General features: G+C 72.3%; 23 protein-coding genes. 10 read left to right on the top strand and 13 right to left on the bottom strand.

The window, feature by feature from the left end; all coding sequences use genetic code 11:
* Positions 1-106 precede the first annotated feature (106 nt).
* Positions 107-1525 carry a HEAT repeat domain-containing protein gene (locus tag ACPT94_RS23445; protein WP_360346975.1) on the bottom strand — a complete coding sequence of 473 codons (1419 nt, stop codon included), beginning with the start codon at positions 1523-1525 and terminating at the stop codon, positions 107-109.
* A 325-nt stretch (positions 1526-1850) separates the two neighbouring features.
* Entirely contained in the window at positions 1851-2243 is a 393-nt protein-coding gene (locus tag ACPT94_RS23440) for an ankyrin repeat domain-containing protein (RefSeq protein ID WP_360346973.1), read from the bottom strand.
* 262 nt (positions 2244-2505) lie between these two features.
* Between ACPT94_RS23440 and ACPT94_RS23435 the strand changes: the two genes are divergently transcribed.
* Together ACPT94_RS23435 and ACPT94_RS23430 are read left to right on the top strand one after the other, a co-directional pair.
* Positions 2506-2700 carry a hypothetical protein gene (locus ACPT94_RS23435; protein ID WP_360346971.1) on the top strand — a complete coding sequence of 65 codons (195 nt, stop codon included), beginning with the start codon at positions 2506-2508 and terminating at the stop codon, positions 2698-2700.
* A gap of 58 nt (positions 2701-2758) precedes the next feature.
* Entirely contained in the window at positions 2759-4327 is a 1569-nt protein-coding gene (locus ACPT94_RS23430; protein ID WP_425246745.1) for a hypothetical protein, read from the top strand.
* Positions 4328-4404: 77 nt separating this feature from the next.
* On the opposite strand, the gene ACPT94_RS23425 is transcribed toward ACPT94_RS23430, so the two are convergent.
* Positions 4405-5913, bottom strand: a complete 1509-nt coding sequence (locus ACPT94_RS23425; RefSeq protein WP_425246744.1) for an SCO1417 family PLP biosynthesis transcription factor — start codon at positions 5911-5913, stop codon at positions 4405-4407.
* Positions 5914-6012: 99 nt separating this feature from the next.
* On the opposite strand from ACPT94_RS23425, the gene yczE reads away from it, so the two are divergent.
* From yczE to ACPT94_RS23405, 4 genes are all read left to right on the top strand, one after another.
* Positions 6013-6690, top strand: a complete 678-nt coding sequence (gene yczE, locus ACPT94_RS23420; protein ID WP_360346965.1) for a membrane protein YczE — start codon at positions 6013-6015, stop codon at positions 6688-6690.
* Positions 6687-7454, top strand: a complete 768-nt coding sequence (locus ACPT94_RS23415) for a glycerophosphodiester phosphodiesterase family protein (RefSeq protein WP_425246742.1) — start codon at positions 6687-6689, stop codon at positions 7452-7454. Before yczE ends, ACPT94_RS23415 begins: the two co-directional genes overlap by 4 nt.
* 67 nt (positions 7455-7521) lie before the next feature.
* The gene (locus tag ACPT94_RS23410) at positions 7522-8868 is read left to right on the top strand and encodes an MFS transporter (protein WP_425246741.1); all 1347 of its coding nucleotides are present in this window, start codon (positions 7522-7524) and stop codon (positions 8866-8868) included.
* Positions 8869-9146: 278 nt separating this feature from the next.
* Positions 9147-9521, top strand: coding sequence for an RNA polymerase-binding protein RbpA (locus ACPT94_RS23405; protein ID WP_010357981.1), 375 nt, complete (start codon positions 9147-9149; stop codon positions 9519-9521).
* Positions 9522-9761: 240 nt separating this feature from the next.
* Here the strand turns inward: ACPT94_RS23405 and fxsA are convergent, their stop codons facing one another.
* The 4 genes from fxsA to ACPT94_RS23385 form a co-directional block, all read right to left on the bottom strand.
* A complete protein-coding gene (gene fxsA / locus ACPT94_RS23400) occupies positions 9762-10322 on the bottom strand; it encodes an FxsA family membrane protein (protein ID WP_360346958.1) in 561 nt (186 codons plus the stop codon).
* Between the two features lie 46 nt (positions 10323-10368).
* The gene (locus tag ACPT94_RS23395; RefSeq protein WP_360346956.1) at positions 10369-11223 is read right to left on the bottom strand and encodes a polyprenol monophosphomannose synthase; all 855 of its coding nucleotides are present in this window, start codon (positions 11221-11223) and stop codon (positions 10369-10371) included.
* Between the two features lie 569 nt (positions 11224-11792).
* Positions 11793-13403, bottom strand: a complete 1611-nt coding sequence (locus ACPT94_RS23390) for an amidohydrolase (protein WP_360346954.1) — start codon at positions 13401-13403, stop codon at positions 11793-11795.
* Positions 13404-13450: 47 nt separating this feature from the next.
* A complete protein-coding gene (locus ACPT94_RS23385; RefSeq protein WP_360346952.1) occupies positions 13451-13891 on the bottom strand; it encodes an Lrp/AsnC family transcriptional regulator in 441 nt (146 codons plus the stop codon).
* A 266-nt stretch (positions 13892-14157) separates the two neighbouring features.
* Between ACPT94_RS23385 and ACPT94_RS23380 the strand changes: the two genes are divergently transcribed.
* On the top strand, positions 14158-14616 hold the full coding sequence (locus tag ACPT94_RS23380; RefSeq protein ID WP_425246740.1) for a hypothetical protein: 459 nt from the start codon (positions 14158-14160) through the stop codon (positions 14614-14616).
* 24 nt (positions 14617-14640) lie between these two features.
* On the opposite strand, the gene ACPT94_RS23375 is transcribed toward ACPT94_RS23380, so the two are convergent.
* The 3 genes from ACPT94_RS23375 to ACPT94_RS23365 form a co-directional block, all read right to left on the bottom strand.
* Entirely contained in the window at positions 14641-15729 is a 1089-nt protein-coding gene (locus ACPT94_RS23375; RefSeq protein WP_425246739.1) for a phosphotransferase family protein, read from the bottom strand.
* A gap of 11 nt (positions 15730-15740) precedes the next feature.
* Complete coding sequence (locus ACPT94_RS23370) at positions 15741-16856, bottom strand: Rv3169 family protein (RefSeq protein WP_360346946.1); 1116 nt, start codon at positions 16854-16856, stop codon at positions 15741-15743.
* Positions 16857-17227: 371 nt separating this feature from the next.
* The gene (locus tag ACPT94_RS23365) at positions 17228-18400 is read right to left on the bottom strand and encodes an acyl-CoA dehydrogenase family protein (RefSeq protein ID WP_360346944.1); all 1173 of its coding nucleotides are present in this window, start codon (positions 18398-18400) and stop codon (positions 17228-17230) included.
* Between the two features lie 208 nt (positions 18401-18608).
* Between ACPT94_RS23365 and ACPT94_RS23360 the strand changes: the two genes are divergently transcribed.
* Positions 18609-19850, top strand: coding sequence for a glycoside hydrolase family 18 protein (locus ACPT94_RS23360; protein ID WP_425246738.1), 1242 nt, complete (start codon positions 18609-18611; stop codon positions 19848-19850).
* Between the two features lie 54 nt (positions 19851-19904).
* Here the strand turns inward: ACPT94_RS23360 and ACPT94_RS23355 are convergent, their stop codons facing one another.
* The 3 genes from ACPT94_RS23355 to ACPT94_RS23345 all read right to left on the bottom strand — a co-directional run bounded on the left by ACPT94_RS23355 (position 19905) and on the right by ACPT94_RS23345 (position 22328).
* On the bottom strand, positions 19905-20564 hold the full coding sequence (locus tag ACPT94_RS23355) for a TetR/AcrR family transcriptional regulator (RefSeq protein WP_360346940.1): 660 nt from the start codon (positions 20562-20564) through the stop codon (positions 19905-19907).
* Positions 20565-20671: 107 nt separating this feature from the next.
* On the bottom strand, positions 20672-20812 hold the full coding sequence (locus ACPT94_RS23350) for an SCO1431 family membrane protein (protein WP_360346938.1): 141 nt from the start codon (positions 20810-20812) through the stop codon (positions 20672-20674).
* 115 nt (positions 20813-20927) lie between these two features.
* Positions 20928-22328 carry a C39 family peptidase gene (locus ACPT94_RS23345; protein ID WP_425246737.1) on the bottom strand — a complete coding sequence of 467 codons (1401 nt, stop codon included), beginning with the start codon at positions 22326-22328 and terminating at the stop codon, positions 20928-20930.
* A gap of 253 nt (positions 22329-22581) precedes the next feature.
* Here ACPT94_RS23345 and ACPT94_RS23340 point away from each other — a divergent pair, with 253 nt between their 5' ends.
* Together ACPT94_RS23340 and ACPT94_RS23335 are read left to right on the top strand one after the other, a co-directional pair.
* Positions 22582-23190, top strand: a complete 609-nt coding sequence (locus ACPT94_RS23340) for a uridine kinase family protein (RefSeq protein WP_360346934.1) — start codon at positions 22582-22584, stop codon at positions 23188-23190.
* Positions 23191-23680: 490 nt separating this feature from the next.
* Positions 23681-25546 (top strand): AAA family ATPase, encoded by a 1866-nt coding sequence (locus tag ACPT94_RS23335; protein ID WP_360346932.1) that lies wholly within the window; start codon positions 23681-23683, stop codon positions 25544-25546.
* Positions 25547-25549 lie beyond the last annotated feature (3 nt).

Genomic DNA, 25549 nt, shown 5'->3' with positions numbered 1-25549 from the left:
CCATGAGCGTTGCGCTGCACACCCGCGCAGGTCAGACGGCGTCCATGCGCACCTGACCCGCGGGTCATCCCGTGTTCACCCGGCGGGCACACCGCGATCCGGGGGATCACATCGCGGCCGCGTCCGGCCCGATCCGGCTGCGTACCGCCGTTTGGACCTCCGCCTCCTCGGCCGGGTCGGCGGCGAGCCGACGCAGCCGTTCCACGACCCGGGCGTCGCCGGTCTCGGCGTGCCGGGCGGCGATCTCGCGGGTGGTCTCCTCGCAGTCCCAGAGGCACTCGACGGCGAAGCCGGTGGCGAAGGAGGGGTCGGTGGCGGCGAGCGCGCGGGCGCAGCGCCCGCGCAGATGGGACGAGGCGGTCTCGCGGTAGATGTGGCGCAGGACGGGTGCCGCGCAGACGATGCCGAGGCGTCCGGCGCCGTCGACCAGGGTCCACAGCGTGGGTGCGTCGCAGCCTTCGCCGCGTACGGCTTCGCGCAGGGCGCCGAGGACCAGTTCGCTGTCGCGGGCCGCGCCCCGGCAGGCGAGCATGCGGCCCGCTGCGGCGCCCAGGGCGTCGGGCCGGTGGACCCAGCCGCGGGCACGGTCGACGGCCGCGACGCTGCGCATGCGTTCGAAGGCGTCGACGGCGGCCTCGACGACGGGCGTCGAGCCGGTGGCCACGGCCTGTTCGATCAGGTCGAGGGCGTCGGGATCGTTGCTGTCGGCGAGGTAGCGCAGGGCGGTGCACCGGGCTCCCTCGGTGCCGTCCTTGGCCGCTCGCACGATCTCCGGCCGGTCCTCGGGCCCTGCCACGGCGGTGAGGCAGCGGGCGGCCGGTACATGGAGTGCGGCGCCTCGTTCGACGCCTTGCTGGGCCCACTCGAAGACGGCCTGCACGCTCCAGCCGGGGCGGGGGCCGGTGGGACTCAGCTGCCGCTGCCAGCGGTCGAAACAGCCGGTCTCCTGAGCGGCACGCACGCGCGTGGAGATGTACTCGCGGGGATCCTCGGCCCACAGCCGCCAGGGCCGTGGCTCGAACGCGTCCCGTACGGCGGCGGCCAGCTCGGCCTCACCCTCGGCGTCGGTCGCGAACCGGGCGAGGACAGGCGCGGCCAGGGCGCGTAGGCCCGCGTCGTCGTCGCGCAGGGCGAGCTCGTCGAGGGCCCAGGCCCAGTTGGACCCGGACGCGGCGTATCTGCGCAACAGCTCGAGGGCGTCGCGCCTGCCGTAGGAGGCGAGGTGGCCCAGGACGGCGAGGGCGAGGCCCGTCCGGGACTCGTCGGTGTCGAAGGCGTCCTCGACGTCGAAGAGGTGCGCCTCGATCTCGTCCAGCTCGCCGTTCAGGTCGAGGTAGAGACGGGCGTAGTACAGGGAGCGGTTCTCCACCTGCCAGTCGTGGCGGGGGTCGCGCAGCACACAGTGGTTCAGTGCCGCGAGCGCCTCGGGGCGGGGGGCGGTGAGCGCGTGCAGTGTGCCGTCGCCGCGGCCCCGCTGGAGCAGGCCGAGCAGCGTACCGCTGGGCGCTATGACCGGATCGAACATGGGAAACAGCCTCACATCAAGCGTCGACGCAACCGGGGAACACGCATTACCTGGCCGCGTGACAACACGTCGGGGCGCCCGCCGTCTCTTGCTTGTTGTAGACCATCTTCCTCTGCCTCTCGTCGGTGGCCCATGCGGACCGCATCACGGCCCGCGCGGTGCGGCAACACCTGCCCAGCCATCGCGTCCGTGAATCACGACGTCATGATGACCCGGCAGTTCAGCCTGCCGCGACCGAAATTTCCGGCGGCCCCGTACCGCCTCCCCCGTGGTCGTCGATCTGCCTGCTCAGAACCTGCGTTTTACCTGCTCAGGGCGGTCGGCGTCACTGCACGCCGAACAACTCCAGGAGCTCCGCCCTCCCGAACATCCGTGCCGTGTCGACCGCCGAGGGCGTGCCGGCGGCCGGGTCGGCGCCGGCCTCCAGGAGGACCTTGACGACCTCCGTCTCACCCTTGAAGGCGGCCCCGGCGAGCGGGGTCTGGCCTCGGTCGTTGACGCGGTCGGCCTCGGCGCCGCGGGCCAGCAGGGCCCGGACCGCCTCGGCGTGGCCGTGGTAGGCGGCGAGCATCACCAGCGAGTCGCCGCGGTCGTTGGTGAGGTTGGCCGGAACGCCCGCGTCGACGTACGCCACGAGCGCCTCGGTCTGCCCCCGGCGGGCCAGATCGAAGATCTTGGTCGCCAGCTCCACGACCTCGGGGTCGGGGGCTTCGCTCATCGGCCGGACCGCCTCTCGTTACAGCCGTTCAGGTGAATCGCCAGGGTACTGGCTCGGCGGGCACATACCGGGACCCGTCGCAGGCAAAGATCACGGTCAGACCCGTTCGCCGCAACTCCGCTGCTCAGGCAGCCCGTCAGGACTTCCGCCACCCGAGGGAAAACTCCGGAATTTCACCCAGTTGCACCTTTTATCGTATAGATACATCCTGTGAGCCTGGAAGTACTCAGGGTGACTGTCCCCATGAACCAGGAGAACTCACATGATCCTGTCCATCTCAGGCGTGGTCCTGCTCGGCATCATCGTCTTCCTGTTCTTCCGGAAGGACGGACTCAAGGCGTCGCACGCCTGCGTCTGCGCCCTGTTCGGCTTCTATCTGGCGAGCACGGCCATCGCCCCGAGCATCAAGGCGGGCGGCGAGAGCCTGGCGAGCCTGCTCGGCGGCATCAAGTTCTGACGCCGCCGCCCGCCGACCCGCCGACCCTCCCTTCCGTACGCACCGTCAGGAGACCGCAGTGGCCCGGCGTCCCCTCCCCCGCATCCTGAGCACAGGCAGCGCGCAGATCACCCGGAGCCGGGAGCTGGCCCGGACGGCGGCCGACAGCGCCACCGACGTCCTCCACCCACTGATCACCATCACCCGCGGTCTGCGCCGGCTGGCCTCGGCCGGGCGGCGCAAGTGGGCCGAGACCCCCAGGGACAAGCGAGGGCCGCTGCTGTTCCTGATGGCCTCGATGATCCTGGTCGTGGCGCTCATGCCGTACGGTCCGCTGCTCTGCGTCACCACGCTGATGGCGGCCGCGGCCTGGCAGGGCCGGGACCGCACCCCACCGGACCCCGAAGGCCCCGACGAGTCGCAGACCCAGCGACTCCAGGCCCTGTACGAGGCCCTGGTGCCGTACTTCTCGACGACCGAGGACCCTGCTCCCCTCTACGCCCACGGCGGCGAGTGGGCGAAGGCCTTCGCGTCGTACGAGTTCGACGGCTCCGGCCGGATCACCGACCTCGAGATCCGCTACCCCGCCTACTTCCCGGACGGCGAGGCCGAGGCACGCGCGCGTGTCGAGCATCTGCTGTCGGCCAAGTCCGGCCGGGGCCGCGAGTACCACTTCACCTGGGACGAGGAGGGCAACACACTCACCGTGACCGTTCTCCCCCCGCTCCCCACCGACATCACCGCCCAGCGCTTCGTGACCGCGCCCGGCGAGACGGTCCTGGGCTTCACCGACCCCTCCCAGGTCCCGCGCACGCTTCCGCTCACCCACGGCGAGGAACAGCGTGACGTCCCGCCGGTCGTCTGGCGCACCGGCATCCGCTCCACCGAGCCCCACCTCCTGGTGGTCGGCCGGCCCGGCAGCGGCACCTCGACCCTGCTCCGCTCCATCGCCCTCCAGTCCCTCCGGTACGGCGACGTCCTCGTCGTCGACGGCGGCGGCACCGGCGAGTACGCCTGCCTGACCGGCCGGGACGGCGTCCTGGGCATCGAGGTCGGCCTGGCCGGGGCCCTGGCCGCCCTGGAATGGGCCGCACAGGAGACGGAACGCCGGCTGATCGCCGCGAACCAGGCCCGCCAGGCGGGCCACCCGCCGCCGGACGACACCAAGCGCCCCCTGTGGATCCTGCTCGACCGCCCCACCGCGTTCACCCACCTCGCCGAGGCGGACGGCCGCAAGGACCCGCAGTCCCTCCTCCAGGTCCCCCTCCGGCACGGCCGCGCGGCCCAGGTGACGGTGGTCGTGGCCGAGCAGTTCGACAGCCTGGACACCCTCAGCGAGGCCGTACGACAGCACACGCGCGCGCGTGTCGTGCTCGGCCCCGCTCCGGCCGACCTGCTGGAGGCGATCCTGGGCGCACGCCCGCACACCACTCCCGTCGACCACGTCCCGCCGGGCCGGGGGTACGCCCGCCTGGGCACCGGACCGGTGCACCGCCTCCAGGTACCGGCGACCCCGGACCCTTACGACGACGCGACGAGCGACGCGCACCGGCAGGCCGTGCTGGACCTGCTGCCGGCGCGGACGGCCCCGGCGGACGGGGAGACGCTGCCGGTGCCGGCCGAGGCGGTGGCCGCGGAAAGCTCGTAGGCCGCGCCGGAGCGGACGGGCGGCGCCCCGTCGGCGCGGGCGGGCGAACCCAGCCACCCCCGCCGACGTCCCTCGCGTCACGCGACGAACGTCCGCAGCCCCTCCGCCCCCACCGTCCCGCCGCTCTCGACGATCCGCGCCGCCGCGGCCAACCGCACCGCCGCCTCGTCAGCCACCGCACCTCCCACGGTGAACGGCAGCCGCACATACCCCTCGAAGGCGCCGTCGACGCCGAACCGGGGCCCGGAGGGCACCCGCACCCCCACCCGCTCCCCCGCCTCGGCGAGCCGCGAGCCCGACAGTCCCCCGGCGCGCACCCACAACGTCAGCCCGCCCTTGGGCACGGCGAACTCCCACTCCGGAAGCTCCCGCCGCACCGCGGCGACCAGCGCGTCCCGGTTCTCCCGGGCCTGCTGCCGGCGCAGGTCCACCGCCTGCTCCCAACCCCCCGTGCTGAACAGCCAGTTCACCGCCAGCTGCTCCAGCACGGGCGTCCCCAGGTCCGCGTAGGCGCGCGCGGCGACCAGACTGCGGATGACGTCCGGAGCGGCTCGCACCCAGCCGATGCGCATCCCGGCCCAGAAGGCCTTGCTCGCCGAGCCGACGGTGATCACCGTGGACCCGGCGGGGTCGAAGCCGCAGACGGGCCGGGGCATCGCGCCGCCCTCGAACTCCTCGTCGAGCCACAGTTCGGTCATCGTCTCGTCGGCGACCAGCACGGTTCCCGCCGACCTGGCAGCCTCGACGAGCCGGCGGCGCTGGTCCTCGTCGGCGAGCGCGCCCGTCGGGTTGTGGAAGTCGGCGACGACGTAGGCGATGCGGGGCGCGGCCTCTCGCAGGACCTGGCGCCAGCGGTCCATGTCCCACCCGGCGAGCCCCTCGGCCATCGCCACGGGCACGAGACGGGCGCCCGCCTCGCGCATGAGCTGGAGGATGTTGGCGTAGGAGGGCGATTCGACGGCGATGCGCTCGCCGCGCCCGCCGAAGAGATGGCAGATCGCGTCGATGGCGCCCATCGCACCCGTCGTCACCATGATCTGCTCGGGCATCGTCGGTATCCCGCGCGCGGTGTAGCGCTCGGCGATCATCGCCCGCAGGGCGGGCAGACCCGCCGGATAGTCGCCGTGCGTGTGGGCGTACGGGGACAGCTCCTCCAGTGCGCCCCGCACGGCCCGGGTGAGCCAGGGCTCGGGCGCGGGCAGGGCCGCACAGCCCAGGTCGATCATCGAGCCGAGGGCCTCGGGGGGCAGCGGCTCCAGACCGCGCGCGGGGACCGGGTTCCCCGCCGGAACGGCGGTCCAGCTGCCCGCGCCCCGCCGTGACTCCAGGAAGCCCTCGGCGCGCAGCGCCTCATAGGCGGCGGCGACGGTCGTACGGCTCACGGACAGAGAAAGGGCCAGTTCCCGTTCGGCGGGCAGCCGGGCGGCCACGGGGACGCGCCCTTCCAGGACCAGCAGCCGGATGCCGTCGGCGAGCGCGCGGTAGGCGGGCGGCCGACGCGTCCCCGGGCCCGCCGGGCGGTCCTGCTGGGACTTGAGCAGCCGTGCGAGCTGCGCGGCTCCCACCGCGGAAGTCCACTGCGCCATGATTACCAGTCCACCTTCCCGGAATTGGCCATGGATGACGTTTGCTTCCAAGCCACAGAGTGTCATGCGTCAGGCCACTACCACCACCGGGGGGACCACTTGTCCGCGCCGCCACCACAGGACAGCCCGTCGCACGGCAGCCTCACCCGCCGACTCCTCCAGCTCTACGCCGGCCTCGCCCTCTACGGCGCGAGTTCCGCCCTCCTCGTACGAGCCGGTCTCGGTCTGGAGCCGTGGAACGTGCTCCATCAGGGTCTCGCCGAGCTGACCGGCCTGACGATCGGCGTCGTGTCGATCGTGGTCGGCGCCGGGGTGCTGCTCCTGTGGATCCCGCTGCGTCAGCGCCCGGGCCTCGGCACGGTCTCCAACGTCTTCGTGGTGGGCCTCGCCATGGACGGCACGCTCGCCCTGGTCCCGGAGGCGCACACCCTGGCGGTCCGTGTGCCGCTGCTGCCCGCCGGCATCGTCCTCAACGGCGTGGCCACCGGCCTCTATATAGCGGCGCGTTTCGGACCGGGCCCGCGCGACGGTCTGATGACGGGGCTGCACCGGCGCACCGGCCGCTCGATCCGTCTGATGCGGACAGCCGTCGAAGTGGCGGTCGTGGTGACCGGTTTCGCCCTGGGGGGCACGATCGGCGTCGGCACCCTGCTGTACGCGGTGTCGATCGGCCCGCTGGCCCAGTTCTTCCTGCGGGTGTTCGCCGTCCCGTCGGCATCCGGCGGCAGCCCGGTCGTTGCCACGGGGTCACCCCAGGGGGCGATACTGCGTCCGTGACCACCCTCATGCGCCACCCGTACCTCGACCATCCGGGGCCCATCCCGTTCGCGCACCGCGGCGGGGCCGCGGACGGTCTGGAGAACACCGTGGCGCAGTTCCGGCGCGCGGTCGAGGCGGGTTACCGCTACATGGAGACCGACGTGCACGCCACGCGGGACGGCAAGCTCGTCGCCTTCCACGACGCGACGCTGGACCGGGTGACCGACGGCGCGGGCCGCATCGGCGACCTGCCGTGGGCGGACGTTCAGCACGCGCGCGTGGCGGGCAAGGAACCGGTCCCGCTCTTCGAGGAACTCCTCGAGACCTTCCCCGACGCCCGCTGGAACGTCGACCTCAAGGCCGAGCCGGCGCTCCACCCCCTGCTCAATCTGATCGCGCGCGCCAACGCCTGGGACCGCGTCTGCGTCGGCTCGTTCTCGGAGGCCCGCGTCGTGCGCGCCCAGCAGCTGGCCGGACCGCGCCTGGCGACGTCGTACGGCACCCGGGGCGTGCTGAACCTGCGGCTGCGGTCCTGGGGCGTGCCCGCGGCGCTGCGCCGGTCGGCCGTGGCCGCCCAGGTGCCCGAGGCCCAGTCGGGCATCCAGGTCGTGGACCGTCGCTTCGTCCGCGCCGCCCACGCGCGCGGGTTGCAGGTACACGTGTGGACGATCAACGAACCGGACCGGATGCACCGGCTCCTGGACCTCGGGGTCGATGGCATCATGACCGATCACATCGACACGTTGCGCAAGGTCTTGGAGGACCGGGGCGTCTGGGTCTGACCCCGGTCGTCCCCGATCACCCGCTTCGGTCCTCGCGCGCACCTGCAGCGGGGAAGCGAGGGCACGGGTGGGCACCGACACCGTGCGGACGGCGGCGTCCGACGACGCCTCGGGGCGCCGGCGCGAACAGCGCGGCTGGTACTTCTACGACTGGGCGTGCTCCGTCTACTCGACGAGCGTGCTCACCGTGTTCCTCGGGCCGTATCTGACCTCGGTCGCCGAGGACGCCGCGGACGCCGGCGGGTACGTCCACCCCCTGGGCGTCCCGGTCCGCGCGGGCTCCTTCTTCGCGTACTCGGTGTCCCTGTCGGTGATCGTGGCCGTGCTGCTGATGCCGCTGGTGGGCGCCGCGGCCGACCGCACGGGCCGCAAGAAGCCCCTGCTCGGGGCCGCCGCCTACACCGGAGCCGCGGCCACGACGGGCATGTTCTTCCTCTCCGGCGACCGCTATCTCCTCGGCGGAGCGCTGCTCGTCGTCGCGAACGCGGCCCAGTCGGTGGCGATGATGCTCTACAACTCCTACCTGCCCCAGATAGCCCCGCCCGAGGAACGCGACGCGGTCTCCTCACGCGGCTGGGCCTTCGGATACGCGGCCGGCTCGCTGGTCCTGGTCGTGAACCTGGTCCTGTACCTCGCCCACGACTCCTTCGGCGTCTCCGAGTCGACGGCCGTGCGCATCTGTCTGGCCTCGGCGGGCCTGTGGTGGGGCGGATTCACGCTCGTCCCGCTGCTCAGACTGCGCGACCGCCCGTCGCCCGCGCGCGAGACGACCGCTCCCGGCCTGCGTCAGCTCGCCGCGACGATCCGCGACATGCGCCGCCACCCCCTGACGCTCGCCTTCCTCCTCGCGTACCTCGTCTACAACGACGGCATCCAGACCGTGATCTCCCAGGCCTCGGTCTACGGCTCCGAGGAACTCGGCCTCGGCCAGTCCACCCTCATCGGCGCAGTCCTCCTCGTCCAGGTGCTGGCCGTCGCGGGCGCCCTGACGATGGGGCGGCTGGCCCGCCGGTACGGCGCGAAACGCACGATCCTCGGCTCGCTCGTGGCATGGACGCTCACCCTGGGCGCCGGGTACTTCCTGCCCACCGGAGCACCGGTCGGCTTCTTCCTGCTGGCGGCCGCGATCGGCCTGGTCCTGGGCGGCAGCCAGGCCCTCTCCCGCTCCCTCTTCTCCCACCTCGTCCCGCCCGGCAAGGAGGCCGAGTACTTCTCCGCGTACGAGGTGAGCGACCGCGGGATGAGCTGGCTGGGCCCCCTGCTGTTCGGTCTGACCTACCAGCTGACCGGGAGTTATCGCGACGCGATCATCTCCCTCGTGGCCTTCTTCGTCCTGGGGTTCGCGCTGCTCGCGCGGGTTCCGGTGCGGCAGGCGATCGCCGACGCCGGTAATCCGGTGCCGGAAAGGATTTAGCGTTCAACGGGAAAGGGCGGTAGTGTACGCGTTTGGCCTGCCAGGCGTACCGTTACTGCGCGTCAAAGATGCCGAAACGCTGGGTGACATCTCCTTGCAGATGTGACAAACCGGGCGCCGGTGGGTACTGCACTGGTTGACAAGGCTGCGGCTACGACGGCGACGCATGACCCGGAACGGGACTCGGAACGGGAATCTTTACCGCCGACCGGACGTTGACCGGATGACGACGACAGCGACACCTGTCCTGTGGGCGACAAGCCCGGGAGGCACGATTCATGAGTGAGCGAGCTCTTCGCGGCACGCGCCTCGTGGTGACCAGCTACGAGACGGACCGCGGCATCGACCTGGCCCCGCGCCAGGCCGTGGAGTACGCATGCGAGAAGGGGCACCGCTTCGAGATGCCCTTCTCGGTCGAGGCGGAGATCCCGCCGGAGTGGGAGTGCAAGGTCTGCGGAGCCCAGGCACTCCTCGTGGACGGCGACGGCCCTGAGGAGAAGAAGGCCAAGCCCGCGCGTACGCACTGGGACATGCTGATGGAGCGGCGTACCCGTGAGGAACTCGAAGAGGTCCTCGAGGAGCGGCTGGCGGTTCTGCGTTCCGGAGCGATGAACCTGGCGGTGCATCCCCGGGACAGCCGCAAGTCCGCGTAGCGGGAAGCCGGAACACAACACACGCACATGACCGCGGGCGCCGTACGTGATCTCACGTACGGCGCCCGCGGTCGTTGTGTGGGGCCGGAGCGGAGTGGGTCGCCGGTCGTGGGGGCTTCGCCCCCAGCACCCATGAACCCGAGGGCCTCGTCTGAGCCCGAAGGCCTCGTCCTCGGACGCCGGACAGGCTGAGATGCCCGGCCGGCTTTCGAGAAGTACCGACCAACGGCTGCCGACGGCTCAGCGCGTCAACGGCGGGCGCGGTTCGCCAGCCGCGTCCCTCCCCCGCTCCTCGTCCCTGATCACCTCGCCCTGCACCACCTTCCCGTCGGGGCGGTGCATGCGGGCCTGCTGGAAGGCGTCGCCCAGGGAACCCGGTGCGGCCTCGCGCAGTGTGCGGTCGACCGTGCGTTCCGCGTAGCGGCCGACGGCCTTCTGGACCGGTGGGAGCAGCAGGAGCAGGCCCAGCGCGTCGGAGGCCAGGCCCGGGATGATCAGCAGGAGGCCGCCGAGCATCATGAGTCCGTTGCCGCCGCCCCGGGACGGGGGTGTGCCGCGCTGGAGGGCCTCGTTCAGGTTCTGGAAGGCCCGCCGGCCCGCCCGCTTGATCACCACCGAGCCGAGAACGACCCCGGCGACCAGCAGCAGGAAGACCGTGAACCCCCCGGCCGCGCCCGCGACCACGGTGAGCAGCCAGATCTCCAGCACCAGCCACGCGGCGAGGCCGAGCGGCAGGAACGTCCGCAGTCGGGAGCGCCGAGGGCGGGCGGGGTAGGTGGGAGTCGGAGCGCCAGTCGTCATGCCCCCAGTGTGCCTGGACCCGGCTCAGTGCGGCATAAGCGGTCGATCAGCCGTTGCTGTGCGGCTGTTCCGGCGACGCCGGGGCAGGGGCCGAGGACTGCGGCTGGTCCGGCCGGCCCCCCTTGCCCGCGATCTTGCCGACCCGCTCCCCCACACCCCATGCCGTGACCCGCCACAGCGCCTCGACGAGGATGTCGCGGCTCATCTTGGAGTCGCCGTGTTCACGCTCGACGAAGGTGATGGGCACCTCGACGACGTGGAAGCCGGCCTTGACGGCGCGCCGGGCGAGGTCGACCTGGAAGCAGTAGCCCTGGGAGGCGACCTCGTCGAGACCGAGGCCCTCGAGGGTCTCGCGGCGGAAGGCCCGGTAGCCGCCGGTGATGTCGCGCAGGGGCAGATCCAGCGCGACGCGGGAGTAGAGGCTGCCGCCGCGGGAGATGATCTCGCGGGACCTGGGCCAGTTCACGACGCGGCCGCCCGGCACCCAGCGGGAGCCCAGGACGAGGTCCGCGCCCTTGAGGGCGGTGAGCAGACGGGGCAGTTCCTCGGGCTGGTGGGAGCCGTCGGCGTCCATCTCGACCAGCACGCCGTAGCCGCGGTCGAGGCCCCAGCGGAAGCCCGCCAGGTAGGCGGCGCCGAGCCCCTCCTTGCCCTTGCGGTGCAGCACCTGGACCTGGTCGTCCTCGGCGGCGAGCTCGTCGGCGAGCTTGCCGGTGCCGTCGGGGCTGTTGTCGTCGGCCACGAGAACATGGGCCTCGGGGACAGCCTCGCGCACCCGGCCGACGATGGCCTTGATGTTCTCCGCCTCGTTGTAGGTGGGGATGATCACCAAGGCCTTACCGAGCGGACCGAACCGCCTCACCCGGTCCTGTGCCGCGGAGGTCACGTCGCCGTCGTTCACTACTGCCCCTTCAAGTCCGTACGCAGGGGACCACCATAGTGGCCGCCGCCTGCGGTGACGTGACGGGACGTTCGTATGGTGGTGTCGTTTTCACAAAAGCGGGGTACACATGCTCTTTTCGGCCTGTGGGGACGAGCCTACTGCGTACGAGTGAGCTCCCGCGGTGCTGCGGATGGGGGCCCGGCGCCCTTCGGGCCGACCTGGCGCCCGCTGGCTGCGGGTCGACCTGAAGCCGTTGTCTACTGAGCGCCCGGGCCCCACCCGGGTCACACCTCCCCGACCGGCCGGAACGCTCCCTCGCCGTGGCGCTGGCGCTGAGCCTGGCTCCCAGTGGCGGTCCGCCGGTGCGGCGGGCCGTCCCTGACCCAGCGGCGCCGCGGCGAGTGCGCGGATGTTCCCGGCGGGGCGTCCTGTGGTGGACTCGGCCGAACCTACCGGCCCCCGGCCATCGGCTGTCAACAGCTGTTTGGCCTGCGGGTATTCCGGCAATGCGCAGGTCAGGCGGGGATCGGCGACAGGTCGCGGCACGGCGTGCGGACGGGTGATCCGCCCCGCATCGCCCCGGGAGATCACTCGCCCGGCCGTACGAACACCGTCCGCCCCGCGACCACGGTGCGCAGGCAAACGGGCAGGTCGGAGCCCGGTGTGAGGTCGGGCAGGCCGGGGGTGCCGGAGCGGGGGTCGGTGGACCAGCGGGCGACCCGGTCGTCGGGGGCCTGGACGATCAGCTCGTCCGTGCGCCACACCGCGTAGTCCGCCGGCGCTCCCGGCACCAGGACGCCCGCGTCGTCGCGTCCGATCGCGCGCCAGCCGCCGCGGGTGTGGGCGGTGAAGGCGGCGCGGACGGAGACGCGGTGCTCGGGAGTGCGGTGGAAGGCGGCGGCGCGGACCGTGCCCCACGGGTCGAGGGGTGTGACGGGGCTGTCGGAGCCGAAGGCGAGGGGGACGCCGGCCCGCAGCAGCGCCGCGAAGGGGTTGAGGGCTCGGGCCCGCTCGGCGCCCAGGCGCTGGGCGTACATACCGTCCTCGCCGCCCCACAGGGCGTCGAAGGCGGGCTGGACGGAGGCGGTCAGACCGAGTTCGGCGAACGCGGCGATCGTCTCCGGGGTGAGCATCTCGGCGTGCTCGACGCGGTGCCGGGCGGCTCGGATGCGGGCCAGGCCGAGTTTGTCGGCGGCGGCGCGCACGCCCTCGACCACGGCGGCGACGGCGGCGTCGCCGATGGCGTGGAAGCCCGCCTGAAGTCCGGCCTCGGTGCAGGCCGTGACATGGGCGGCGACCTCGTCGGCACTCAGATAGGCGGTTCCGGTGTGGGCGGCGTCGGTGTACGGGGCGTGCAGGCAGGCGGTGTGGGAGCCGAGGGCGCCGTCGACGAAGAGGTCGCCGGCCGCGCCGAGGGCGCCGAGTTCCCGCGCCTTCGCCACGCCCTCCTCGGCCCGCTCCGCCCAGTAGCCGACGACACGCGGTGCGGGCTCCCGCGCGGCGAGCCGCAGCAGCTCCGTGAGGTCGTCCTCGGAGGAGATCTCCGGGCCGGCGCACTCGTGGATCGAGCCGATGCCCAGGGAGGCGGCGTGCGCGAGGGCGGTGCGCTGGGCCTCGGCGCGCTGCCGGGGCGTCACAGCAGCGAACGCTGCGGCGCGTACGGCGTGGTGGGCGTCGGCGGTGAGCGGGCCGTCGACCGGGCCCAGGCCGGGGGTCAGATCGAGCAGGGCGGTGGTGACGACCGCCGAGTGCACGTCGATGCGGGACAGGTACAGGGGACGGCCGGCCGTGGCCTCGTCCAGCTCCGCACGGGTCGGGGGCCGACCGCCGGGCCAGCGGGAGGCGTCCCAGCCGTGGCCGAGCAGGACCTTGTCCTGCGGGCGGGCGGCGGCGAAGTCCCGTACGCGGGCGAGGGCCGCCTCCAAGGTGGGGGCGGTCGACAGGTCGAGGCCGGTCAGGGCGAGGCCCGTCGACGTCGTGTGGACGTGCGCGTCGGTGAACGCGGGGGTGACCAGGGCGCCGTCCAGGTCGATCACCTCGTCGACGCCGTCCGCGAAGGCGTCGGCCGCGCCCTCGGAGCCGACCCAGGCGACCTGGCCGCGCTCGACGACCATCGCGGTCGCGAACGGGTCGGCGGGGCTGTGGACCTCTCCTCGGCGGAGCAGGACGGTCTTCGGCTCGGGGGTGCGCTCACTCATGGGGAACAGTTTCGCGCCTCACCCCGGCCGGCCGGCACGCGGACCCCTCAGATCCGCGGCGGCCTGGCCTCGTACGGGGTGGACAGGACGACCGTCGTCCGTGTCGAGACGCCCGCGAGCGCCCGCAGACGGCCCAGCAGCTCCTCCAGTTCGTGCGGAGTGGCCACCCGCACCTTGAGGATGTAGTTCTCGTCGCCGGCCACGCTGTGGCAGGCCTCGATCTCGGGCACCCCGGCGAGGCGGTCGGCGATGTCGTCGGGAGCGCTGGGGTCGAACGGTTTCACCGAGATGAAGGCGGTCAGGGGCAGCCCGACGGCCTCGGGGTCGACGACGGCCGCGTATCCGCGGATGACGCCCCGCTGTTCCAGTCGGCGCACCCGCTGGTGCACGGCCGATGTGGACAGGCCCGTGGCCTTGCCCAGGTCGGTGTAACTCATCCGCCCGTCCGTGACGAGCAGCTGTACGATCTGCCGGTCCAGCTCCTCCATGCGCAAGAACCTACAGTGCCTCTGACCTCCTCGTATACCTATGCAGCCCAGGTCATACCCGGTTTGTGATGTGGCTGGGCGTCATCTGTGAGCCGGATGGGGGGTCGGGCGGCCGGACGGGCATCTGCGCGGGGCATGTGACGAACGCCACAAGCCCTGTGAGGGCTTCGTGATGTCCTCGTGATTACCGCAGAGACGGGTTGGGAAGTGCTTGCTGTGGTCGAGGCCGCAGCGCCTTCACGGCCCAGCCCGAGGGGGAGAATCCCATGCAGAGTCTTAAGCGCCCTGGTCGCACCGCGCCCAAGCGGTTCCAGCCCGTTGTCGTCGAGCCCGAGCCGGAGGGTGTCGAACCCGACGGCCTCGACACCGACCTCACCGGCGGCGCCGACGAGTTCGACGCGTACGACACCTTCGAGATGTACCGGGTGATCTGCCCGGACTGCGCGCAGCCCATCGCCCTGCTGGCGGACGAGGAGGTCCTGCCGGAGCACGCGCTGTGCGCCTCGCCGTGGAACCCGTTCGGGCTCACGGTCTGCGCCGGTACGGGACGCGCGGCGTCCGAGGCGCGTCCCGCGGACGAGTCCTTCGAGCCCCAGGAGCAGGACACCGCGCTCCTGCTGACGCTCCCTCAGGGGCTGGACTGGCGCATGCAGCCCTTCTCGCACGTCGGCGGCCCGGGCTCGCGCCCGATGCGCGTGCCGGTGCTGCGCCGCCACGCCGCCTGAGCGCTTCCGCTCGGCCGAGCCGGCTCACCTCCAGTAGCTGCCCTGCACCATGGCTCGCAGGCTGCCGTGGTGCAGGATCAGCGTGTCCGGATCCGCCGGGACGGCGACCTCGCCGAAGTGGACCTGCCGGTAGGCGACGCGCAGCATGACGACCGCGTGCCGCAGCGCGGCGTACAGCGTGTAGAAGTCCATGTCGCGGGGCGTGTGGCCGGTGAGCCGCGCGTACCGCTCCTCGACGCGGTCGCGGCGCAGGAAGCCGGGAAGTCCGTCCTGCCCGGAGGCGACCGTGAGGTCGTGGAAGAAGCGGTGCAGGTAGACCGTCCAGCCGAGGTCCACCTCGCGCGGGGCCAGGGCGGCCATCTCCCAGTCGAGGACGGCAGCGGGCTCGAAGCCGTCGTAGATCACGTTCCCGATACGGGCGTCGCCCCAATTCAGCACGGGGGTGCCCGGATGGCGGGGCCACAGGTCGGTGAGCCGGTCGAAGGCGTCCTCGATGAGCGGTGAGCGGGGGAGGCCGTCGACGACCCAGTCGTAGTAGGCGCGTTGGGCCCGCACGTGCCGCCGCAGGGCGTCCCCGTCGCCGGGCAGGGTGAGGAACTCGGCGTCGTCCAGCGGTACTTGGTCGTGCAGTCGGGCCAGGAGACCGACGGTGGAGGCCTCCAGCCGCTCCCGCTCCGCGTCGCTCGCCGCGTGCAGCCAGCTGCCCTCGTAGGTGTAGGGCATGACGTCGGGCGGGACACGGCCGTCGACCCGTTCCATGACGAGGAACGGCGCGCCCAGCGGCTCCGGGTCCTCCTCCAGCCACATGACCCTCGGCACGGGCACGTCCGTGTGCTCGGCCACCAGGCGCATGGTGCGGTACTGGCGGGCCATGTCGTACACGGGGAAGACGGTGTACGCCGACGGGTCCGCCGCCAGTCTCAACGCGCAGGCTCGGTACGGGGGTTGGGGGTGGTCGAGGTCGAAGAGCAGGGTTTCGCTGGACATGCCGTTGGCGGCGGGGACGGTGACGGCGGTGGCCCTGGCACCGGGCAGCCGGGTGCCGAGCCAGGCCGTCAGCCGACGCGCGAGATCATCGGGGTCACGGGTGGTGGTCCGGGGCCGAGGTGCCATCGTCGACTCCTCTACGGCGCGACCGAGTCGAAGCCGGTGAAGCCGCTCGGGTCGTGGCGGCCGAACGAGCCGTGTTCGAAGACGCCGTGGCCGACCTGACCGTCGAGGCGGAAGCGGGCCGCGTGGTCGGTGACGCCGTAGGCGGCCAGGGGGTGCGGCCGCGTCAGGTCGTAGGCGCGGCGGTCGATCCAGCCGGGGCCGCGCCAGGTGCCGTGCTGCCATTCGTCGGCGGGTGGATAGCCGGCGCCGATCGCGAGCGGGGAGGAGGTGAGGATCTCGACCTCCAGTTTCAGGGGGCGGCGGATGTCCCCCAGGTGGATGAGGGCGCGCTCGGGATGGCGGGTGCCGGAGCGGTAGGTGATCTCGGCCTGGGGCCAGCCCAGTTGGCGGTCGCGGCGGCCGGGGCGGACGAGGGTGGCGTCGTTCAGGGAGCGGTGGCCGTCGGCGTCCTCCTGGGTGATGATCATCAGGAAGCGGTCGTCGAAGCGGACGGGGCACCAGATCCAGTGGAAGCCCTCGGTCGGGTGGTCCTGTGCGAGCCGCCCGCCGTCCTCGCCGGGGACGGGTCGCACACCCCAGCTGCGGTCGCGGGTGCCGGTCCACGCGCCGGCCGTCAGCCGGATCTCCTCACCGCCCGCCCGCAGCCATCCCACGCACCGTCCCGCCTGCACGAACCGCTTCCCCTCCAGCGTCAGCCGCCCACCCCGCCGCTGCTGGTGATGCGGCTCCCACAGCGCCGGGAAGTCCGCCGACCAGTGGATCTCGTACGACATTCCGTCCGGGTCGTCGGGGTCGGCCGCGCAGCTCAACACGAAGTCCCGCAGCGGCCGTTCGACCAGGACACGCAGCGGGCCGACCTCCAGCCGCATCCGGTCGTCGCCGAGCGCGTCGGAGGCGCGGACGGCGTGCAGGGTGTCGCCCCGGCGCAGGGTCGCGAAGGCGTCGATCACACCGAGGTTGGGGTACACGCCGAGCCCGGCGATCAGCAGGGCGCGGCCCCGGTGGTCGAGGACGTGGAAGATGCAGCGGTCGTAGGCGTTGCGGTCGCCCGTCGCGACGTGCTTCATCGACAGGGGCACCTGGTGGACGGGGTACTCGTCGAGCGGCACAGGACGGTCGTCGGGCATGAGCGCACCTCTCCCTGGACGCACGGGATTTGACGGTACGTCAGACAGCGGCGCGGCGGCCAGACGTCCGCCGCACGGAAAACCGGGGCACATCCCGAACGCACGCCCGACCGAGCGAGCCGGTGACCTGGACCGGTGTGTGGGCGTTGCCCCCGGTATGACCCCCACTACTTCAGCAGCGCCCGGGCGTCACCGCCAGCTCTTCTTCCCCGTGTCGGCAGGAACGGTTCCGCTGGCCCCGCCTCCCCCGCAGGACCCGCCGATCTACCGCGACATGGTGCGCGCCTGGGCCGACCGGGGCCGCACCCTGCCGGGCCGGCACGACCCGGAGTGGGTGCGGCTGGTGGCCCCGCTGGTGCGGCCGGGGCAGTTCAGCGGCTCTCCGGACCCACGAGGTGACGGGCGATGACCAGGCGCTGGATCTGGTTGGTGCCCTCGACGATCTGCAGCGCCTTCGCCTCGCGCAGATAGCGCTCCACGGGGAAGTCGGCGGTGTAGCCGTAGCCGCCGAGGACCTGCACGGCGTCGGTGGTGACCTGCATCGCGGCGTCGGTGCAGTACAGCTTGGCCATGGCCGCCTGCGGGGCGAACGGCCGGCCCGCGTCCCGCAGGCGTGCCGCGGCCAGGTACAGGGCCCGGCCCGCCTCGATCCGGGTCGCCATGTCGGCGAGCAGGAAGCGCATCCCCTGGAAGTCGGCGATCGGCCGCCCGAACTGCCGCCGTTCCCGCGCGTAGGCGACCGCCTCGTCCAGCGCCGCCCGAGCGAGGCCGATCGCGCAGGCGGCGATCCCGAGCCGCCCGGAGTCCAGCGCGGCCAGGGCGATCGCGAAGCCTTCCCCCTCGCCGCCGACACGCCGCGCGTCCGGGATCCGCACGCCGTCGAGGTGGAGCTGGGCGGTGGGTGAGCCCTTCAGCCCCATCTTGCGTTCCGGCGGCGCCGCGCTCAGGCCCTCGGCGTCGCCCGGCACCAGGAACGCGGTGATCCCGCGCGGCCCCTCGCCGCCGGTGCGGGCCAGGACCGTGTAGAAGTCGGCGATGCCGCCGTGCGTGATCCAGGCCTTGGTGCCGGTGATCACCCAGTGCCGCCCGTCCCGCACCGCCTTCGTGCGCAGCGAGGCCGCGTCGGATCCGGAGGCCGGTTCGGAAAGGCCGTAGGCGCCGAGTCGGCCGCCGCCGAGCATGCCGGGCAGGTGCGCGGCCCGCTGCTCCTCGGTGCCGTAGGTGGCGAGCGCGTAGGAGGCGAGGGTGTGGACGCTGACGCCGAGCCCGACGGTGAGGCGGGCGGCGGCGAGTTCCTCGAGGACCTGGAGGTACACCTCGTAGGGCTGGTCGCCGCCGCCGTACGCGGAGTCGTACGGCAGGCCCAGCAGGCCCGCTTCCGACAGGAGGGTGAACAGCTCGCGCGGGAAGCGGCCGGCGTCCTCCTCCTCGGCGGCCGTGGGGGCGATCTCGCGGCGGGCGATGTCATGGACGAGGGCGAGCAGGTCGCGGGCCTCCTCCGTGGGCAGGAGGCGGTCCACCGGCGGCGGGGCACGGTCGGGCATGGCGTCCCTCACTTCGCTGACTGACCAGCGGCTTCGCGCTGTGAGTATGCCCGCGCCACGGCGTTGCCGCACGGGCTCCCGGCCACCGGATTGGTCCAAACCATTGACCGAACTGGTCTAGTCCTCCTACCGTTTCGCTCCAACGCTTCCCCGCGTTCATGCCAATCGGCGTGCGTTCCCCTCCCTGTCCCCTGCGAGGAGACACCCGATGCACACCCCGCTCCGCCCACGCGCCCGGCTCCGGACGCTCCTGTCCGCCGGCTGTTGCGCGACCCTCGGCGCCGCCCTGCTCGCCGGCGCGGGCACCGCCACCGCCGACGAGCCCGGCCCCGCCCAGACCGCCGCGACCGGCTCCAAGGTCGTGGGCTACTTCACCGACTGGGGCATCTACGACCGCCAGTACTACGTCAGGAACATCGAGACCTCCGGCTCGGCGGACAGGCTCACCCACATCAACTACGCCTTCGGCAACGTCACCGGCGGCAAGTGCGCCCTCGGCGACTCCTGGGCCGACACCGACAGGCCGTTCACCGCCGAGGAGTCCGTGGACGGCGTCGCCGACACCGCGGACCAGCCGCTCAGCGGCAACTTCAACCAGCTGCGCGAGCTGAAGAGGCTCCACCCGGACCTCAAGGTCATCTGGTCCTTCGGCGGCTGGAGCTGGTCGGGCGGCTTCGGCGAGGCGGCCAAGGACCCGGCGGCCTTCGCCCAGTCCTGCTACGACCTGGTCGAGAACTCCAGGTGGGCGGACGTCTTCGACGGCATCGACATCGACTGGGAATACCCGAACGCCTGCGGTCTCACCTGCGACACCAGCGGCCGGGAGGCGTTCCCGGAGCTGATGAAGGCCCTGCGCGCCAAGTTCGGCAAGCGCGCGCTGGTCACGGCGGCGATCACGGCCGACGGCACCAGCGGCGGCAAGATCGACGCGGCGGACTACGCGGGCGCTGCGCGCTACGTCGACTGGTACAACCCGATGACGTACGACTACTTCGGCGCCTGGGCGGCCACCGGCCCCACGGCACCGCACTCGCCCCTGCACTCGTACCCCGGCATTCCGCAGCAGGGCTACGACACGGCGACCACGATCGCCAAGCTCAAGAGCCTGGGCATCCCGTCGCGGAAGTTGCTGCTCGGCATCGGCTTCTACGGGCGCGGCTGGACCGGTGTGACCCAGGCGAAGCCGGGCGGCACGGCCACCGGTCCGGCGCCGGGGACGTACGAGGACGGCAGCGAGGACTACAAGGTCCTCAAGGCCAAGTGCCCGGCGACCGGCACGGTCGGCGGCACCGCGTACGCCAAGTGCGGCTCGGAGTGGTGGAGTTACGACACCCCGAAGACCCTCGCGATCAAGATGAAGTACAAGGACCAGCAGGGGCTGGGCGGGACGTTCTTCTGGGAGCTGAGCGGGGACACGACGGACGGTGAGCTGATCAAGGCGATCAAGTAGCCCGGCCGACGGGAGACTTGGGGCGGAGGACCACGAGCCTCCGCCCCTTGCCCGTCAGAACCCCCGGCGGGCCGGCTTGGGGGCCGGGAACGCGGGATCCAGTTCCTCGATGGCGCGCAGGGCTCCGCCCAGGGTCTTCACCAGGAGGTCGCGCATGGTGTCGCGGGAGAGGTCGGGGCGGTCGATCCAGTCGAGGGTGGCGCCCTCCACGCTGCACACCCAGGCCAGCAGGCCCATGCGCGGCAGCGACGGAATGTCGCTGCGGCCGTACGCGCCCTCGGCGATGGTCGCCACGAGCGCCTCGCGCACACTGTCCCTGATGGCGTGCACCTCGGCGTCGAAGCCGACGCCGCCGCTGACGATCGTGCGGTAGGCGGCCTGGTGGTGCTCGGCGAAGCGCAGATAGCTGTCGATGGTGCGGTGCACCCGGTCCACCTGGGGCAGTTCGAGGCCGCTCGCCGCGAAGGAGACCAGGTCGGCGACGGAGTCCTGGATGATCGCCAGGTAGTAGCCGCGCTTGGACTGGAAGTAGTAGTAGATCAGCCCCTTGGCGACGTGCGCCTGCCGGGCGATGTCGTCCATCGAGAGCGCGTCGTAGGAGGTGTCGGCGAACAACTTCCGCCCGATGGCGATGAGTTCGGCGCGACGTGCCAGAGAGCGCTCGGTGCCGCGCGCCCGGGGGCGAGCGGCCTCACGCTGGTGACTGATATTCAACTTCGACCCTGGTCTCCAACGGTCGGCGGGACGACGTCAGTATGTCAGGTCGAAGCGTGGGTCATGTCACACGGGTCACAGGCCGGGGGACCGCCGCGCGCCGTCCCTCACACCAGGCCGAGCCGGGTCACCAGCATCGCGACGACCACGACGAGGACCCAGCCCATGACGTGCTCGAGGATCTTCGGGCCGTCGTCCTGGGGACCGCCGGTGCGGGTGCGGGCGGCGGTGGCTGCGTGTGCGGTCATGGTGGCTCACTGAGGTCGTGCGAACAGGTCCGGTCTGTCCACCTTGCCACCGGTCAGGGCTTTTGCCGCCGAGACCTTGCTCACACGACGGGAGGGCCGAGCCCCCGCCGTCTCCTCAGCGCACCCCCACCGCCGCGAGCGCCTCGCGCTGACGCGCGCTCGGACGCGCCGGGAAGTAGAGGTAGCAGACGCCTCCGGTGCCGGAGACGACCTTGCCGCTCGCGTTGTGGCGCCTGGTCCGCAGCCAGACGTTCTCGAACTCCCGCCGCAGATAGACGCGCCGCACCGCCGCGTTGCTCGGCGCGGCCGGATCGTTGACGATCACGTCGCCCTCCGCCGTGAAGCCGATCACCGTCATCAGGTGCCCGGCGGTGCCGTACCCCGCACCCGTCAGCTCCTCCTTCAGGAAGGACTGGGACGTCATGGCCGGGATCCCGGCCGCGATCAGCGTCTCCAGGTCGGTGAGGGAGGTCAGCCGGGTCACCACGCCCTGAAGGTCCTTGAAAGTGGCCGCGTAGGCGGCGTTGAACGGCCAGTTCCCGCAGCCGTTGTACTGGTGGTCGAACGTGGACCGGGCCGCGTGGCAGACCTGCGGGTCGGCGTACGCGGGGTCGACCCAGGCCAGTTGCTCCGGGGTGAGCCGGCCGCCCCAGTACTCGATGACCATCTGCGAGGAGGTGGGGCTGCACCAGGCCTCGCCGCCGTTGTCGTACTCGGGGTACTGGCCCGCGTGGATCTCCTGCGAGTAGCGCGGGACGCCTAGCTCCCGCGCGAGGGCGGGCACGGAGGCCGGGACGGTGAAGCGGTCCGGGACGTCCGAGCCCGTCGCGCCCACGCGCCACACCGTCGGGGTGAGCCGGGTGCCGGGCCTGCGGTACAGGGTCAGACGCAGCCGGTACGAGGCGAGGCGCAGCCCGGTGGACGCGTCGTCGATCGCGAAGGTGTCCGTCTGGACGGTGCTCCTGCCGTCGGTCTGGTCGTCGACCGAGGTCCGCTTGATGTCCTGGTCGCCGGCCGCCCACCGCCCCATCACGTACCAGGGGGTGTCCGTGCCGTCGGAGTAGGCGCCCTTCAGCTCGATCCCGAGCCAGGTGCCGGCCGGGGTGCTCGCGTTCCAGGAGGCGATGGCCTCGGTCGAGGGGACGGCGAGCCGGTGGACGGGGGACGTCCAGGTCGCGTACTCCCAGACGGCGGTCCGGCCGGTGTGCGGGTCGGTGTAGTCGACGGTCCCGAGCGGGGTGCCGATGACGAGACCCGGCCGGGCGCCCGAGACGGGCCGGGTGCCCTGGGCGGCGCCGGCCCGCCAGTCGGTGTACGTGGTCCAGGAGCGGTGGTCGACGGTGCGGGCCGGAGCCGCTTCGGAGGCCGCGGTGTCGGCCGGGTCGGCGGCCGCCGGCTCCGAGCCCCCGACGACCGCGGCGGCGACCACGGAGGCGAGGACCTTCCTGCGGGAGGGCTCATCGGTGCGGCCGGGGCGCCGATCGGCCGCGGAGGACGGATGTTCGGCTGTGCTCATGGGTGGAAGACCCCCAGGGTGTCCGGGTCGGGGCGGGTCCGGTGCGTGGTGTGCGCCCACTATGGACGCGAGCGGCCGCACCTGCCAGTACCTTTGCCCGTGCCACGCCCGGGAACGCGGGAATGAGCCACTGACGGACCGGCGGCGGGAGGACGGCCGTGCGCCACCTGGCCGTGTGTTTCGGATCAGTCCGGCTGCGAGGAACGGCGCCTTGCAGCCGACGCCGGGATGATCCGAACGACAGGGCCTAGACTTGCGCGCCGCACCTTCGCACACCCCAGGAACCGCCATCCACCAGCTCGCCTCCCGCCTGTGCCGCCTCCCCGCGTCCTGCGGTCCGGTCCGCCTGATCGGCGTCGACGGGCACGCCGGCTCGGGGAAGTCCACGTTCGCGGGGCGGTTGGCCGGGGCACTGGACGGCGCCCCCGTACTCCACCTCGACGACCTGGCGAGCCACGACGAACTGTTCGCGTGGACGGGACGCCTGCTGACCCAGGTGATCGAGCCCCTCGGCCGCGGCGAGACCGCCCACTACGCCCCCTACGACTGGCGCGCCCGCAGCTTCGGCCCGCCCCGGCCGCTCCCTCCGGCGCCCGTGATCCTCATGGAGGGCGTCGGCGCGGGCCGCCGCGCCCTGCGGCCGTACCTGGCGCACCTGCTGTGGATGGACGTGCCACGGGAGCAGGCCTGGGCACGCGGCCGCTCGCGGGACGGGGAGGAGCAGCGGGAGTTCTGGGAGGGATGGGTCGAGGCGGAGTTGCGACATTTCGCCGGGGACCCGTCGAGGCCGCACGCCGACTTGCTGGTACGGCAGTTGACCGAGGGGTACGAGGTGCTGCCGGGGCCGATGGGGACGCCTTGACCGCGCCGCGGCGTCACACACCGTGAGGGACCACCCGCGATGTGGTGAACCTGTGAAGGGTCTTGCGCTCGAACTTCGCCAAGTGCTTCAACTCCGCTTGACCGGGGCCCCGTACAGGTCTTACGTTCTCAATGTGCGGCAATCGAAGCCGCCTCAGGACGCGAAGCCCCCGGTTGTTCCCCCGTGATCGGGGGCTTCGTTCTGTCCGCACCCCCGCCTTCCGCGCCCGAATCGAACGCGACGCGGCGTGCTCCGCTCACCCTGGGTCACCATGCGCGGTGCGCCCCTTCTGCTCCCACCTCGCCGAACGGCCTGTGCGGCACCCTTCGGCGGGCGCCTCCCCCGCGGGTACGATGCCCTCGGTGCGACCTGGGGACGGCTGCTGCGCGCACCTTGCAACTCCGGTCCGCGGCACAGCGGTTCGACCAAGGCAGCCGGCGGGCGACGGCCCGGCGGCATACCGACGGGGGCACGGTTTGTGGGGGACGTGATGGACTTCGGCACGCAGGGCCCCGAGGCCCCGGCCGACCTCGCCTGGCTGCGAGGCGTGGACGCCTACACCATGGGTGCCTATCCGCAGGCGGAGGAGGAGTTCCGCACCGCGGTGCGGATCGATCCCGGGATGGCCGACGGCTGGCTCGGACTGCACGCGCTGCGCGTCGACACGACGACCGCGCTGCTCAGGATGTTCCGGCACCGCGACCGCTTCGGCGAACAGCGCACCCGGCACCGTCGCACCCTCAACTCCTGGTACTGGCTGGGCTGGTGGGTGCAACCGGTACTGGAGAGCCCCCGCGACCTGCTCCTCGCACACGCCTCGCACTGGCTGGACGGCCGGCATGTCCCCGAGCTGGACCGGGCGCTCGCCGGGCTCCCGCCCGTCGACGCCGACCACCAGGTCCGCTTCCTGCACGCCTGCCGGGCCTACCTGGTCAAGGACTGGGAGCAGCTGGTCCGGCACACCGACCCGCTCCTGAACGACCCGCTGCTCGGCATCGAGGCCGGTCTGTTCGGCGGCATGGCCCGGGTCCGGCTGGAAATGTACGGTCAGGCCGAGCCGCTGCTGTCGACGGCCCTGATGCGCTGCCGCAGCGAGCAGCCCCAGCGCAAGGAGCTGCGGTACTGGCTGGCGCGGGCCCACGAGGGCACGGGCCGTTCCGCGGCCGCCCTCCCCCTCTACCGGGCGGTCCACCGCGTCGACCCCGCCTTCATGGACACCTCGGCCCGGCTCGCCGCGATCGCCGAGGGCGACGGCTACGACGACTCCGCCGACCTCGCCCCCATCACCCTGAGCGGGGCCGGCCAGGACACCGGGGACGGGCCGGACGCCCTCGACCCGCTGTTCGGCACCGAGGGGCGGGACCTGAAGCTCACCGACCCCTCCGATCTGCCGCCCGTCGGCCCCCTGCCGTCGGTGACCGACCCGGCGGTGCGCGAGAAGACACTGGTGCCCTCGGTACTGCCCGCCGGGCCCACCGACCCCGTCCTCCTGGAGGAGGCGCTCGCCGAACTGGAGCGCATGGTGGGCCTGGAACCGGTGAAACGCCAGGTCAAGGCCCTGTCGGCGCAGCTCAACATGGCGCGGCTGCGGGCCGGGCAGGGCCTCCCGGTCCAGCCGCCCAAGCGGCACTTCGTCTTCTCCGGCCCGTCCGGCACCGGCAAGACGACGGTGGCCCGCATCCTCGGCCGTGTCTTCTACGCCCTGGGTCTGCTCGGCGGCGACCACCTCGTGGAGGCCCAGCGGGCCGACCTGGTCGGCGAGTACCTCGGCCAGACGGCCGTGAAGGCCAACGAACTGATCGACTCCGCACTGGGCGGCGTCCTCTTCGTCGACGAGGCGTACTCGCTGTCCAACTCCGGTTACGGCAAGGGCGACGCGTACGGCGACGAGGCCCTGCAGGTGCTGTTGAAGCGGGCCGAGGACAACCGGGACCACCTGGTGGTGATCCTGGCCGGCTATCCGGAGGGCATGGACCGGCTGCTCGCCGCGAACCCCGGACTGTCGTCCCGCTTCACGACACGCGTCGACTTCCCGTCGTACCGGCCGCTCGAACTCACCTCGATCGGTGAGGTCCTCGCCGCGGAGAACGGGGACGTGTGGGACGAGGAGGCGTTGGACGAGCTGCGGTCGATCGCCGGGCACGTGGTGGAGCAGGGCTGGATCGACGAGCTGGGGAACGGGCGGTTCCTGCGGACGTTGTACGAGAAGAGCTGTGCCTACCGCGATCTGCGGTTGTCGACGTATCCCGGGGCCTTGTCACGCGACGACTTGTCGACATTGCGCCTGCCTGACCTGATGCAGGCGTACGGAGAGGTGCTGTCGGGGAGGGGACCGCAGGATCCGTCGGCGATGTGAGCC

It is taken from the genome of Streptomyces aurantiaciflavus (assembly GCF_049808595.1).
Taxonomy (GTDB): domain Bacteria; phylum Actinomycetota; class Actinomycetes; order Streptomycetales; family Streptomycetaceae; genus Streptomyces.
Note: the sequence above shows the minus strand (reverse complement) of the source record. Positions and strands in the feature narration are given on the sequence as shown.